This window comes from Candidatus Methylacidiphilales bacterium (assembly GCA_028713655.1).
Taxonomy (GTDB): Bacteria; Verrucomicrobiota; Verrucomicrobiia; order Methylacidiphilales; family JAAUTS01; genus JAQTNW01.
This window is the reverse complement of sequence record JAQTNW010000022.1, coordinates 40,565-53,666: the sequence shown is the minus strand read 5'-3', so window position 1 is coordinate 53,666 and position 13,102 is coordinate 40,565. Positions and strand designations below refer to the sequence as shown.

The following is a 13,102-nucleotide window of genomic DNA, read 5'->3' as shown; positions in this document are numbered from 1 at the left end:
CGTGGCCCGGGAATACGGCCTGCCGTTTTACCGGGTGGATTACACTGAAAGAATCCAGGCCGAACACAGGACGCTGCAGATTCTTGAAAAGGAAAAAATCGATTTCATCGTGCTGGCGCGGTTCATGAAGATCCTTTCACCCGACTTTGTATGGCGCTGGAAGAACAAGATCATCAACATCCATCCCTCGCTCTTGCCGGCTTTCCCGGGCGCCTCCGCCTACCGCCAGGCCTATGAAAAAGGCGTACGGATTGTGGGAGTGACGGCCCATTTCGTGACGCCGGATCTCGACCAGGGGCCGATCATCTGGCAGGAAGCCTTCCAGGCAAAACCTGACGAGCCCCTGCACTCCATCTCAAAACGCGGCAAGACAGCGGAAGCGAAGTGCCTGGTCAAGGCACTGAGTTTGTATTTGAAAAACAGGCTCGATGTCCACTGGGGCCGTGTCTATGGAAATTGATTGAACTGAAAGGTCGTCTCGTATGGCAATGGGAATAAATAACATCAAAATTGTCGCGGTTCTTCTGGTGATTGGAGCGCTGCTTGCAGGATATTTCTATATGAAGGGCCAAAAGCACAGCGTGTTCTCATCGCAGGTTGCAAGCCCCGCCTATGGACCGGATTACCTTGCGTTAAAGGCCGAAAACACACTGCTCAAAAAAATGCTGGGGCAGGTGGAAGGCGATGTGGTCATTTTGGGCCCCGTTGGGACCGAAGGCAAAACCAATGGCAAGCTGGTCTGGGACAAGGTGTTGCAGGGCGGATTTATCCATGTCGAGAACGTCCCCGTCAACGGACACTCCTATTCACTCTGGATTGGCCAGGACTCAAAAAAACTGGTTCTGTGTCAAACCTTTACACCCACCGATGCCGGGCTTATTGAAAGCGCTTTCAAAGCCCAGGAACCCGTTTTCAAGGCCCATGTGTTTTTACTGTCGGAAGCCCATGACCCCGATGTTGTGCTGTCCAGGGGCATGCTGCCTTGAATGCAAAATGCCTGTGTTATTTGACCTCACCGGACTCATAGGCGGATGATTCCGCATCGCGAAAGGCCATGAAGGCGATTCCCAAACCCGACGAGCTGAAGCACTACCACCGCCTCGTGGAGGAAGTTCGCAGCCATGACATTGCCTATTACACGCTGGCCAGCCCCAGGATTTCCGATTTTGAATATGACGGCCTTTACCGGGAATTGAAAGACTTCGAGGGAAAATATCCCGAGGCGGCGCTTCCGGATTCCCCGACGCAAAAAGTGGGCGGTAAACCGCTGGAGGAATTCAAGCAAGTCCGCCACCAGCGGAGGATGCAAAGCCTCGATAACACATACTCGACGGATGAAGTCAGGGCCTTCATCACCCGGATCGAAAAATCACTGCCGGGCGAAGAAATTTCATTTGTCGTGGAACCCAAAATTGACGGCGTCGCGGTGACCCTGCGTTATGAAGAAGGAGCTTTTGTGCAGGGCGCCACACGGGGAGATGGCGAGACAGGGGACGATATCACGGACAATCTGAGGACCTTGAGACAAATCCCGATTCACATCAGCGGGAAAGCAAAGGTGCTTGAAGTCAGGGGCGAGGTGTTCATGACGCATGCGGCTTTTGCGCGGATGAACGAAGCCAGGACAGTTGCCGGACAGGCGCTCTTTGCCAATGCCCGCAACGCCGCAGCCGGCACATTGAAGATGCTGGACTCACGGGAGGTGGCGAAACGACCTCTGTCGATTGTTCTCTATGGAACAGGGGAACTGAACGGTGTTGAACTGGCCAGCCAGGCGGAAGCCCTGAAATTCTTGAAAAGCATGGGTTTCCCAACACCGGAGTGGCATGCGGTTTGCAAATCCGGACGGGAAGTGCTGGATGCTGTGACAAAAATCGATGAGTTGCGCAAAAACTTCGCCTACCCAACCGATGGCGCTGTCATTAAAGTCAATGAATTCGCCTTGCGCGACAAGTTGGAAAAGAGCTCGGAACGGATTCTGAAAAAATCGCCGCCCTGGGCTGTCGCCTACAAATTTGCCCCCGACCAGGCTGAAACTGCTTTAAAGGCCATCACGATACAGGTGGGGCGTACCGGTGTTTTAACGCCGGTCGCCGAGCTTGAGCCCGTCCTGCTTGCCGGCAGCACCATTTCCAGGGCGACCTTGCACAACGAAGACGAAATCAAGGCAAAAGATATACGTGTCGGGGACACGGTGGTGATTGAAAAGGCAGGAGAAGTAATCCCCGCGGTAATCAGGGTTGTAACTGGCAAAAGGCCAAAGGAAACGAAACCCTTCGATCTGTCGGCATTTTTGGGCGGGAAATGCCCCGTTTGTGGCGGCCCCATCCGCCGGGACGAACAATTTGTCGCCTGGCGTTGCGAAAACCTGGATTGCTCCGCGCAGAAGACGCGACGACTGGAGCATTTCGCGCAACGTGCGGCGCTGGACATCGAAAATCTCGGAGGGGCGGTTGCGGACAAACTGGTGGAGTCCGGCTGGGTCAGCGAACCCTGGGATCTTTACGGGCTGAACATCGACAAGTTGTCAGGATTGAATTTGGGCACGGCACAGGAACCGAGGGTGTTCGGATCCAAAAACGCCCGTAAGCTTATCGATGCGCTGGAGGCATCAAAGCATAAGCCTCTTTCAAAATGGATATTTGCCCTCGCGATACCGGAAATCGGGGACGCAACGGCCCGGGAGCTGGCGCGATTTCACAAGAGTGTTTCCGAGCTGGCTTCCTCTGAATTGTTGAGGAAAACCTGCAAACTGGACGAATTGCGGGAAGAGGCGAAACGGACCAATCCCAGAGGCAGAAACAGCCAGCAGCAGCTTGCTCTGACAGACAAACCCGCGCGGGACGGACAGCATGAACTCGTTGTGAGTCAGATTCAGCAACTGGAATCTGAACTGCTGGAAAGCGGCTTTGGAAAGAAGGGCGGGCAGGAAAAAATTCTCACAGTGATTGGCCCTGTTGCCGCAAAAAGCCTGTTGGACTTTTTTGATTCGGAGAGGGGTCGATTGGCATTATCCGAAATGAAGCGCTTGCACATCACGCCATCCCTGCCATCAGGGCCGGCACATGGCGGGGGTGGCGCGCTGGACGGAAAGGTTTTTGTGATCACCGGGACCCTCTCCAAGCCGCGCGAGGTCTTTGCCGCTAAAATCGGGGAGTCCGGCGGAAAAGTGACGGGCGCGGTCACCAAGAACACCGATTATCTGTTGTGCGGAAGTGATGCGGGTTCGAAGCTTGAAAAAGCGAAGGAAATCGGGCTCAGGATTCTTACAGAGGAAGAGTTTCACAAACTCATCGGTGACGTGTCCTGATATTTCCCAATCGAATTGGCTTTTTTTTTCCGCGCAAACAGGCAGACTGTTTCTTGAGGCAGATGATCGCCCGCTGAAGTGTACTGCTTTTGCGGGAGGAAAGTCCGAACACCACATGGCAATCCGCCGCGAAGAATTCGCGGGCATCCTTGGTGAAAACCGGGGATGACGGACAGTGTCACAGAAAACAAACCGTCCGCCCGAGCCGAAAGGCAGAGGCGTGACAAGGGTGAAACGGCGGGGTAAGAGCCCACCGCTCCGAGAGTAATCGAGGAGGCACGATAAACCCCGGATGGTGCAAGGCCGAACAGGAAGCATGGCGGCCAGTCGTTTCCGCCGCAAGGCGGGGAGCTTCCGGGTAGGCCGCATCCGGCAAAAGCCGGATGTCCAGCCGCAAGGCGGGGCAAGATAAATGATCATCACGCCGGTGAAAACCGGCGGACAGAATTCGGCTTATCGCCTCAGTTGAATGAAGGGCGCTTGGGAAACCAGGCGCCCTTCTCTTATAGGGACTTGCTATTTGGAAACGGCAGGCCATGCGCCGCCCACTGTTGGATAGTGCCGAACGACTTGGCTCCAATTTTCAGGCCAGCGCGGCTGGCCCGTCGCGTCCAGCAAAAGAAATCCGTAATTTTCGGAAGCAACCTTGAGAAGCTCGCTTCTTGCGCGTTCAAGAATATTCAACCAGTCGCTTTTCAGTTGGACAGGGTCTGCAGGAGGGGTTGTCAATGCCTCAAGTTCGGGCCCATGGATTCGGGCATGCCGGGCCATCATTTCCAGCATCATCACCGGGTTGAATCCTTCGTCCTTTCCGCAGGAGGCCCAGATAATTGCCTCGAGCCGCAGGTAAGATTTGTCGAGCATGACAATGTCAAATAAATCGCGCGTCTTGCTCCGTGACGCCAATGCCAGTGCCTTATTTGTGGCCAGATCGGCAGGGTGCAACCGCCAGCCGAGAATTGGATCGGCTTCCACGGGAAAGAAACGGCAGGCCGAATCATGTGCCCAATCCATCCGCAGTGATTCGCCGCCTTTGCTAACAAGTGCGCGGCGGAAAGCGGGTTCCTGCAACAGCCATTCAATTGAGTAACCGTTTTTGGCAAGGGCTTGTTCGTCGAGACGGCTGCAGAGGATGACGCTTTCCTCCGCATCGTGAAATATATCGGCATCCCGGCTGTAGCGGCCTTCCGGGCGGGACGCATGCAGGGCGACTCCTCCAGCCACATAGCTGTCAGGGGAGCGGTTGGCAGCCAGCAGGATAAGCGTCTGTTTTTGGAATTCGGTTAGCGGCATTTTTCGATTGTGTTTGCCTGGTCCCAGCCTTCACGCCCGCCATTTTCCCGCAAGCCGCAGATGATTTCCAGTATGGTTTCTTCAGAGTTGATTTTTTGATTTTGCGGCCAGGACCAAAAACAACGGGCATAAAATTGGCGGTAGGCTTTTTTCGCTTCGCGAAAACGGACCATGCGGCGCGCGTCTTCAGGTTTGAGCACGCGCCGACTGCGCAAGCCACCGCGCCGGCCAATTGTAGAAAAATACTTCCGAATGATGCGTTCCTTTTTCATGAGATATGCATTCACATAAACATAAAAGGCTTATGATATCAATCCTTAATATGGAAGGACTTACAAATATGAAATATGGCGTTATTCAGGAGCCCTGTGGAACTCATTCCACAGGTAAATGGATCTGAGTGGGTCGCAGCTTTTAAGATGGAGAGCGGCTCAATGGCCGTAGGACGATTCCACCCGCTGTGCGACATCCCGGTACTGGGAATCGACTTCGTAGATTTTTTTGAACTGCTCCAACCCCAGATCTTTCTTCCCGGCCTCATCATAAACGCAGCCCAAGTTGTAAATGATTTCCTTTTTCAGGTCGTCCATGACCAGCATCTCGGACTCTGCGGTCTGAAATTGTTTGACGGCGAAGTCCAGCATGTTGCGTTTCCAAAATACGAATCCCAGCATGTTAAAGGCCTGATAGCGCACGTTGGGGTGCTTGACGGCCTGTTGCAACTCGGGAATGGCCTCCTTGTATTGCCCGGCTTCTGCCAGCGCTTTTCCGAGTTCGTAACGCAGCATGTTGTCGTTCGGATACCGTGCCACGCTTTCTTTGGCGCTCTGTAGTCGATAATCGGCAAATTGCGCTTCCAGCGCCTTGAGTTCTTCCAGCAGGGCGGGTTGCTGGTCCGCCGGGGCGGCTTCGATCGCATGGCGCTTGGCCGCCATGGATTCCTCCTGCTGGCGGGTCTTTATTTTATCGAGGCGCTTTTCGATTTCAGGATCGCCTTGATTGGTCAGGTGGCTGGCCCAATTCAAAAAATTCGTTGCCGAGATCAAATCTTCCTTGCGCTCGTAAAGGCTGGCAATCTTGATGACGACGCTCAAGTTGTTGTTATTCTGGCCATAGAGCTCCAGCAGTTTCTCCAATTGCTGGTCGATGGCCTCCGAAGACTTGACGACCCTGCTTTCCTGCTCAAGTTCGGCTGATTGCTTTTCGTCCTTAAGTGAAGCACGATAATCGAGATTTTCCTCCCATGAGCCCTGCTGGGAAGCGTGCACGGCGCTGGCATCTTTCATTCCCTTGAGGGCCTCGCCATCGTTTGGTTTGATCTTGAGGGCGGCGTCAAAAACAGCCTGGGCCTTTTCGGGCAATTTCCGATCCAGGTACAATTTTCCCAAGGCCTTTAAATTATCAAGGTTGGACGGCTTGGCTTCACGCAATGTTTCCAACGCCAGAATGGCCACGTCCAAGAGATTCAAGGCCAGCGCCGCATCGGAAAGGAGCTGGTTGCCCTGATCGCTGCGAGGATCATTCTCCAGCGCGTCTTCGGCCAGGTTCATGGCTTCCTTTGGGGATTTACTCAGGGCGCCCCTGCCGCGCAGAATGAGCGGCTGTATTTTTAATTTGTCCAGCGCGGAAGCGGACTTGACCTTCATCATCTCATTGGCACGCAGGAGGCGGCGGGATTCCAAATGGCCCGGGGTCTCATCCACGATCTGGCGCAAAAGGGTGATGGCGTACGCGGGATTATTGCGATTGGAAGCTTCTTTGGCTTTTTGAAAAGTTTCGAGTTGAGACCCCGTCAACTGGTCGGCAGGCGATTCGGACATAAAGAACAAGTTAAATTGATTTCTGAAATTCAGCCAAGGCTTTTTTGGAATAAATCACATCGAAATGTGCTTGCGTCATCGGGAAATCGCACTCTTAATTGCGGCTTCATTTGCATTATGCCCAGCATTCATCACTTATTCTGCCTCGCTTTGTTTCCGGCGGGGAGTTTTACGGTCATTTCAATGGCTCTTGCCTGTTTCCTGATCGGGGGGCTGCCGTTTGGCTTTTTCGCAGGCAAGCTCAAGGGGCTCGACATCCGGGATGAGGGCAGCGGCAACATCGGTGCCACAAACGTCCTCCGGGTCATGGGGCGAGGCTGGGGCTACACCGTGTTCGCCCTCGATTTTTTAAAAGCCTTCCTGCCGGTCTTGGCGCTCCGGTACCTGCTGTATCGGAATTGGATCCATGCGCCGCCGCTTTCAAATGAAAGCCTGTTGATTCTCTGCGGTGTGCTGGTGGTGCTGGGGCATAATTATTGCCCCTACCTCGGCTTCAAGGGGGGCAAGGGGATGACCTCTTCGGCGGGATTTTTGATGGCCTTGATGCCCTGGGTCTTTCTCACATGCTTCCTGACCTGGCTGCTGTTTTTCTATGCAACACGCTATGTGTCCGTGGCATCGATGATGGCCTCGCTTTCCGTACCTATCGCAACCTGGTTTTTTTATAGGGAAAAACCTGAATATCTGGGCCTTGGAATTATTTTGTTCGCGCTCGGGATTTGGCGGCACCGCACCAATATAGTCCGCCTTGCGCAGGGAACTGAACACAGATTTGGAGACAAGAAAGCATGAAAATATCGGTTGTTGGCGCAGGGGCATGGGGCAGCGCATTTGGAAAAATCCTGCAACGGAACAGCCATGAGGTCCGCTATGTGCATCGTTATGACACGGCGTGGCCCGATGGCACGGCGGGAGATTACGTAATCATGGCCATTCCATGCCAGTCTGCCCGGGAACGCATGAAAACGCTGCCGGCGCCACAAGCGCCCGTGTTCAGCCTGATCAAAGGTATTGAAGTCACGACACATTTGCGGGTGACCGAAATCATCCGTGAAGTCTGGAAGGAAAACCGCGTTGGCGCCATTTCCGGCCCCAGCCTGGCGTCGGAGGTGCAAATCCAGGCTCCCACGGCCGTTGTTCTGGCCTGCGATGACGAAGAACTTGCAAAGGCGATGCAGCAGATCGTACATCAAAAAATGTTCAGAACCTACCGCAGCACGGATGTGGTTGGCGTGGAACTGGGTGGCGCGTTGAAAAATGTTTACGCCCTGGCCGGTGGAATTTGTTACGGACTGGGACTTGGGGAAAACGGCCTGGCCGGACTGATGACGCGCAGCCTCGTCGAAATGGTCCGGATTGCCGCGTTGCATGGCGCGCGCATGGAAACGCTTTATGGGTTGAGCGGAATGGGCGACCTTTTTCTCACCGCGTACAGCGGGGCCAGCCGGAATCACCAGGTGGGTGAAGCCTTGGGGCGCGGGCGTGAATTGCAGGAAATCCTGAGCCACATGGGAGGGACTGCCGAGGGCGTACCAACCACAAGGGCGGTCTTTGAGCTGGTGGAATCTGAAAAGATCAAGGCGCCGGTCGTTCGGGAATTGTATAAGGTTCTATACGAGGGGAAAACTCCGGCCGAGGGCTTTCAGGACTTGATGGTGCGCCGGGTTGACGAGGAATAAGAATCGCTTTAATTGTACAATTCCGGGCTGCTTGGGCGCAAATGAAAGCTTCCATGTCCGCCTCGGATAACTAGATTGTCGTATCATGGCCAATATCACCCGCCTTTTGCACACCCGCTACCGGGTCAATGATCTGGAGAAAACCGTGTTCTTCTACCGGGAAGTGCTCGGCCTCAAGGAAGTCCGGCGCCACAAATCCCCGCGCGGATCGGAACTGGTTTTTTTCAAGGCCCCTGCCGGGGACGAGGAAATTGAAATTTGCAGTTTCCCCGCCAGCGGCCCTGTCCAGGTACAGCCCGACCTGACACATCTGGCGTTCGAGGTCGAGGACATGGAAGCTTTTGCCGCACACGCCGCATCCAAGGGATATAAACTTTCGGACGGGCCGACGGCCACCGGTTCCGGCAGCATCATTGCCTTTATCGATGCCCCGGAAGGCTACGAAATCGAACTGATCCAAAAGGGCAGGGGACTGTAATTGCATGAGCGAGGTGCGCCCACTGGTGATCGCCCCGTCCATTTTGGCCGCAAACCTGGCCTGCATGGGCGAGGAGGCGCGTCGCGCGGTGGCGGGCGGAGGCGACTGGCTGCATGTCGATATCATGGACGGCCATTTTGTGCCTAACATCTCTTTTGGAGTCGATCTGCTTCGAATGCTGCGGCGCGAGGTGGACGAGATCACGCTGGACGTGCATCTCATGATCGAGCAGCCCGACCGCTATGCGCGTGACTATATTGAAAACGGGGCCGACATCCTGACCGTCCACCTGGAAGCCCATCACAACGTGCCGCGTACGCTGCGAATGATCCGCGACATGGGATGCCGCGCCGGACTGGCCATCAACCCGCTCACCTTGATCGAAAACGTTTATCCGCTGCTGCCCCATGTGGATTTGCTGCTCTGCATGACAGTCAACCCCGGCTTCGGAGGGCAGGCGTTTATCATCGAGGTCCTCGAAAAAGTCCGCGAAGCCCGCAAGTTCATCCAGGAACACCAATTGAATGTTGATATCGAAGTGGATGGAGGAGTCGGCGAAATCACAGCCGGTCCGGCGGTGACCGCCGGAGCCAATGTGCTCGTGGCGGGCACTTCACTTTTTGGAAAGAAGGACATGGGCGAGGCTATCGCAAATTTACGCCGCAAGGCCACCGAGGTGACCTCTGCAGGTTAAAAACTGCCGGTCTTTTTTAAAAACGTATGTCCATCCAGTTCACGCGCAATTTTTGCATCATCGCCCATATCGACCACGGAAAAACCACGTTGTCAGACCGCTTGCTGCAATCGACGGGCACGGTCGCCGTTCGCGAAATGCAGGACCAGTTGCTCGATTCCATGGATCTGGAGCGCGAGCGTGGGATCACGATCAAAGCCCACCCGGTCACGATGCAATACACCGCAAAAGACGGGCAGGAGTACCGCCTCAATCTGATCGACACACCCGGACACGTCGATTTTGCCTACGAAGTTTCACGCAGCCTTTCCGCCTGCGAGGGCGCGCTGCTCATCGTGGACGCAGCCCAGGGTGTGGAGGCGCAGACTGTGGCCAATGTCCATCTGGCGATGAAACAGAAGCTGACGATCATCCCCATCATCAACAAAATCGACCTGCCCAATGCCAATATTCCGGTGGTGAAACAGCAATTGGAGGAGATCCTGGCCATCCCGGCGGATGAAGCCATTCTGGCCAGCGCAAAGTCCGGCATCGGAATTGAGGACATCCTGGAAGCCGTCGTGAAACGCATTCCGGCCCCGACAGACATGGGCGACAACCGGCTGCGCGCCCTGGTTTTTGATTCCGTTTTCGACATCTACCGCGGTGTCATCGCCTACACGCGCGTTTTTTCCGGTGAAATCAAGGCCGGCACGCAAATGTTGCTGATGCAAAGCAACCAAAAATATGACGTCAAGGAAGTGGGCATCTTCACTCCCAAACCGGTCAAAACCGATGTCCTGCGCGATGGCGACAGCGGTTATGTGGTGGGCAACATCAAAACCACGGCGGAACTGAAAATCGGCGACACCATCACGAGCGCAATGCTTCCGGTGGAAACACCGCTTCCGGGATTCAAGGAAATCCATCCCATGGTCTTTGCGGGCATTTACCCGATCAACAGCGCCGACTTCGAGGGGTTAAAAACAGCCCTGAGCAAGTTGCAGCTCAACGACTCCGCCCTGACTTATATCCAGGAAAATTCCGTGGCGCTCGGTTTCGGTTTCCGCTGCGGGTTCCTCGGCCTCCTGCACATGGAAATCGTGCAGGAACGCCTCCGCCGCGAGTACGAAATGGACATCATTTCAACCTATCCAAGCGTGGTTTATCAGATCCTCAAAACTAACGGTGAAATGGAGGAAATCGACAACCCGACGCACATGCCCGATCCCACGGTGATCGAGGAGGTCCGCGAACCCATGGTCAAGGCTTTCATCATGGTCCCCAGCGAGTATATCGGCGATATCCTGCAACTCGTCCGGGATCGGCGAGGGGACTGCCTGCACACCGAGTCGCTCGACAGCAAGCGCGTGATGTTGACGATTGATATTCCGCTGAACGAGATTCTGGTGGATTTTAATGACAAGATCAAAAGCATGACCCGGGGTTATGGATCGATGGATTATGAGTTTGGGCCTTATCGGGCTGACGATCTGGTCAAATTGGATATCATGGTCAATGGCGAGCCGATGGACGCTTTTTCAACCATTGTGCATCGCGAAAAGGCGGCCCAGAGGGGTCGTCAAATTACCGCGAAACTCAAGGAAGTGATCCCGCCGCAGCTTTTCAAGGTGGCCTTGCAGGCTGCCATTGGTGGAAAAATTGTCGCTCGCGAGGATGTCAAGGTTGTTGGGAAAAACGTGATAGCCAAGTGCTACGGCGGCGATATAACCCGGAAACGCAAGCTGTTGGAAAAGCAAAAGGAAGGTAAGAAAAAGATGAAGCAATTCGGCAAGGTCAACATCCCGCAGGAAGCCTTTTTACAGGTGCTGAAGTCTTCCAATTAAACAACTTACATAACTTTTTATGAACCTATCCAAGCTCGCGAAAGAGTATCTTCACTTGTTACGTAAAAAATGGAATTACTCACGTGATCTATTGAGTGAGAAAAGCTTAGAGAGGTTTGAAAGCCTCAAAAGTGAGTTGGAGGAGGTTGCCGCAAATCGCATTCAGGACGGCCACGCAGAGAAGGTCCTGGACCAGACACCGAAGCAGATTGAGAAGCTCTTTCCGGGCGCGACGAGAGCGGATGGTTGGGCTGAAAATATTGAAGTCATATTTGTAGCGCTGGTGATCGCCCTGGCACTGCGTACTTATTTTGTCCAGCCCTTCAAAATCCCGACAGGTTCGATGATGCCGACCTTGTGGGGTATTTCACAAGAGTCACATACGGGTCCGACGCCGAATATTTTTTACCAGGTTCTGGATTATGCCGCTTTCGGCAAGACGTACCATCGCTTCGTGGCGCCTTCGGACGGTACTGTGGAAGCTGTCAACCCATGGCGGCCGGTACCCTTGCTGACATTTACAACGCTGCGTTTCAACGATAAGGATTATCATTTGTTTACCGAGCCTGAAAATGTGTTGAAGGGCGCTCCTGAAATCCGTGAGGGCAGAAAATTCAAGGCCGGAGAGGACGTCGCCAATTTTTCAGTGGAGGCGGGCGACCACATTTTTGTCAACAAAATGGCCTACAACTTCAGGCTGCCCAAGCAGGGCGAGGTTTTCGTGTTCACGACCAAGGACATCGCGGGATTGGAACGCCAAACCGCAGGTGTGACGGAATATTACATCAAACGCTGCGTGGGCGTACCGGGCGTGACGCTAAAGATCGAGGAGCCTTATCTCCTTTCGAATGGGAAGATTCTGCACTCCAAGGCGTTTGACAGGAACTACGCCAAGCAGGGCGGCTACAACGGTTATGTTCACGCTGAGCGGGCAAATTATCTTGTGGTGCCGGACGATGAGATAAGCATTCCGGAGAATTCCTATTGGGCGATGGGCGACAACAGCCGGAACAGCCTGGACAGCCGGTATTGGAAATATGTGCCGAGAGAAAACCTGGTTGGAACGGCCTTGATGGTGTACTGGCCGTTTAGCAAGCGCTGGGGCTGGATTGAATAATTACTTCGCACAATATATGTTATATTAAATTGCAAATAACACTACTTCATCTCCGTTTGATGTAAGTGCGCCATATCAAATACAGCCCTAGAACAATCACCACAGAAGCGACTTGATGAATCATATTCTCTAAGGTCGGTGGCGGGCCCTTCAAACCCCCAACACCTAGGACGAGGAAATAGAACACCATAAGTCTGCAGTCTATATAATCGTAGGCTTATGACAATCTGTCCTTTTCTTCAGTAGTGTCCACAAGGCAACAGCATCTCAGACGGATTAAAGTTTTTGATTGTGTTTTAGACTCGAAACCAGTCACCTATGCGGATGAGAATTTGCTGCCTCTTATTGTCCACCGCATGGCTGGTGGCCTGCATTACCGGTTGTTCAGGCCCAGGACAGCCCCCCCAGCGCAGTATTTCGCCCCTCCCAGCCCCGGACTTCACCCTGAAAGCGCTGGACGGCACGCAGATGTCGAGCCAGGACCTCAAAGGCAAGATCGTGGTGCTCAATTTTTGGGCCACGTGGTCGCCCGGCAGCGCCCGCGAAATACCCGAGCTCATCCGCCTGCGACACGAGATTAAAAATCCAAATGTCGTGTTTCTGGGAATTTGCGTGGCCAGTAAAAGCGGAGAGAACATCCAGGCGTTTGCCCATGACATGAACTTCAATTATCCCGTCGCGGTTGTGGAAAGCTCCTTTTACGAGCAATTCGGAGGCATTGACGCCATTCCGAGCACCCTGATCATCGATCCCGATTGGCGACTTGTGAACCGCTACACCGGCAGGCTGCGGATCGAGGAGCTCAACACGGAGCTGGACTACATGCAGTCCGAGCTCAAACACAGGAAATAAAGCGCAAAAGAAAAGTCAGAATTCAGAATTTTG

At 54.0% G+C, this 13,102-nt stretch carries 13 protein-coding genes and 1 other RNA gene; 11 read left to right on the top strand and 3 right to left on the bottom strand.

From position 1 onward, the window contains the following. From PHD76_08820 to rnpB, 4 genes are all read left to right on the top strand, one after another. Positions 1-460: formyltransferase family protein (locus tag PHD76_08820; protein ID MDD5261933.1), on the top strand; the 460-nt coding region annotated here is incomplete at its 5' end. Between the two features lie 22 nt (positions 461-482). After that, positions 483-986, top strand: a complete 504-nt coding sequence (locus tag PHD76_08815) for a hypothetical protein (GenBank protein MDD5261932.1) — start codon at positions 483-485, stop codon at positions 984-986. Positions 987-1,054: 68 nt separating this feature from the next. Continuing rightward, on the top strand, positions 1,055-3,310 hold the full coding sequence (gene ligA, locus PHD76_08810; protein ID MDD5261931.1) for an NAD-dependent DNA ligase LigA: 2,256 nt from the start codon (positions 1,055-1,057) through the stop codon (positions 3,308-3,310). A 50-nt stretch (positions 3,311-3,360) separates the two neighbouring features. Next, positions 3,361-3,782: RNase P RNA component class A (gene rnpB, locus PHD76_08805), an RNA gene on the top strand. Positions 3,783-3,826: 44 nt separating this feature from the next. Here the strand turns inward: rnpB and PHD76_08800 are convergent. The 3 genes from PHD76_08800 to PHD76_08790 form a co-directional block, all read right to left on the bottom strand. Beyond that, entirely contained in the window at positions 3,827-4,603 is a 777-nt protein-coding gene (locus PHD76_08800) for a hypothetical protein (protein ID MDD5261930.1), read from the bottom strand. Further along, the gene (locus PHD76_08795; GenBank protein MDD5261929.1) at positions 4,594-4,875 is read right to left on the bottom strand and encodes a hypothetical protein; all 282 of its coding nucleotides are present in this window, start codon (positions 4,873-4,875) and stop codon (positions 4,594-4,596) included. The genes PHD76_08800 and PHD76_08795 overlap by 10 nt, the downstream gene beginning before the upstream one ends. Positions 4,876-5,034: 159 nt before the next feature. After that, positions 5,035-6,423 carry a tetratricopeptide repeat protein gene (locus PHD76_08790; protein MDD5261928.1) on the bottom strand — a complete coding sequence of 463 codons (1,389 nt, stop codon included), beginning with the start codon at positions 6,421-6,423 and terminating at the stop codon, positions 5,035-5,037. Between the two features lie 117 nt (positions 6,424-6,540). Here PHD76_08790 and plsY point away from each other — a divergent pair, with 117 nt between their 5' ends. The 7 genes from plsY (at position 6,541) to PHD76_08755 (ending at position 13,069) form a co-directional block, all read left to right on the top strand. Beyond that, positions 6,541-7,215: a glycerol-3-phosphate 1-O-acyltransferase PlsY gene (plsY, locus tag PHD76_08785; protein MDD5261927.1), complete on the top strand. Its 675-nt coding sequence runs from the start codon at positions 6,541-6,543 to the stop codon at positions 7,213-7,215. After that, positions 7,212-8,102, top strand: a complete 891-nt coding sequence (locus PHD76_08780; GenBank protein MDD5261926.1) for an NAD(P)-dependent glycerol-3-phosphate dehydrogenase — start codon at positions 7,212-7,214, stop codon at positions 8,100-8,102. Before plsY ends, PHD76_08780 begins: the two co-directional genes overlap by 4 nt. 85 nt (positions 8,103-8,187) lie before the next feature. Then, positions 8,188-8,580, top strand: a complete 393-nt coding sequence (locus PHD76_08775) for a VOC family protein (GenBank protein MDD5261925.1) — start codon at positions 8,188-8,190, stop codon at positions 8,578-8,580. A gap of 4 nt (positions 8,581-8,584) precedes the next feature. Beyond that, positions 8,585-9,274 carry a ribulose-phosphate 3-epimerase gene (gene rpe / locus PHD76_08770; protein ID MDD5261924.1) on the top strand — a complete coding sequence of 230 codons (690 nt, stop codon included), beginning with the start codon at positions 8,585-8,587 and terminating at the stop codon, positions 9,272-9,274. Positions 9,275-9,300: 26 nt separating this feature from the next. Then, the gene (gene lepA / locus PHD76_08765; GenBank protein MDD5261923.1) at positions 9,301-11,100 is read left to right on the top strand and encodes a translation elongation factor 4; all 1,800 of its coding nucleotides are present in this window, start codon (positions 9,301-9,303) and stop codon (positions 11,098-11,100) included. 91 nt (positions 11,101-11,191) lie between these two features. Beyond that, complete coding sequence (lepB, locus tag PHD76_08760) at positions 11,192-12,217, top strand: signal peptidase I (protein ID MDD5261922.1); 1,026 nt, start codon at positions 11,192-11,194, stop codon at positions 12,215-12,217. A gap of 324 nt (positions 12,218-12,541) precedes the next feature. Further along, positions 12,542-13,069, top strand: a complete 528-nt coding sequence (locus PHD76_08755; protein ID MDD5261921.1) for a redoxin domain-containing protein — start codon at positions 12,542-12,544, stop codon at positions 13,067-13,069. Positions 13,070-13,102 lie beyond the last annotated feature (33 nt).

Coding starts and splice junctions, on each gene's coding strand:
- PHD76_08780 (MDD5261926.1), top strand. CDS start 7,212: ATGAAAATATCGGTTGTTGGCGCAGGGGCATGGGGCAGCGCATTTGGA.
- plsY (MDD5261927.1), top strand. CDS start 6,541: ATGCCCAGCATTCATCACTTATTCTGCCTCGCTTTGTTTCCGGCGGGG.
- PHD76_08755 (MDD5261921.1), top strand. CDS start 12,542: ATGAGAATTTGCTGCCTCTTATTGTCCACCGCATGGCTGGTGGCCTGC.
- ligA (MDD5261931.1), top strand. CDS start 1,055: ATGAAGGCGATTCCCAAACCCGACGAGCTGAAGCACTACCACCGCCTC.
- PHD76_08800 (MDD5261930.1), bottom strand. CDS start 4,603: ATGCCGCTAACCGAATTCCAAAAACAGACGCTTATCCTGCTGGCTGCC.
- PHD76_08775 (MDD5261925.1), top strand. CDS start 8,188: ATGGCCAATATCACCCGCCTTTTGCACACCCGCTACCGGGTCAATGAT.
- lepA (MDD5261923.1), top strand. CDS start 9,301: ATGTCCATCCAGTTCACGCGCAATTTTTGCATCATCGCCCATATCGAC.
- PHD76_08815 (MDD5261932.1), top strand. CDS start 483: ATGGCAATGGGAATAAATAACATCAAAATTGTCGCGGTTCTTCTGGTG.
- PHD76_08790 (MDD5261928.1), bottom strand. CDS start 6,423: ATGTCCGAATCGCCTGCCGACCAGTTGACGGGGTCTCAACTCGAAACT.
- rpe (MDD5261924.1), top strand. CDS start 8,585: ATGAGCGAGGTGCGCCCACTGGTGATCGCCCCGTCCATTTTGGCCGCA.
- PHD76_08795 (MDD5261929.1), bottom strand. CDS start 4,875: ATGAAAAAGGAACGCATCATTCGGAAGTATTTTTCTACAATTGGCCGG.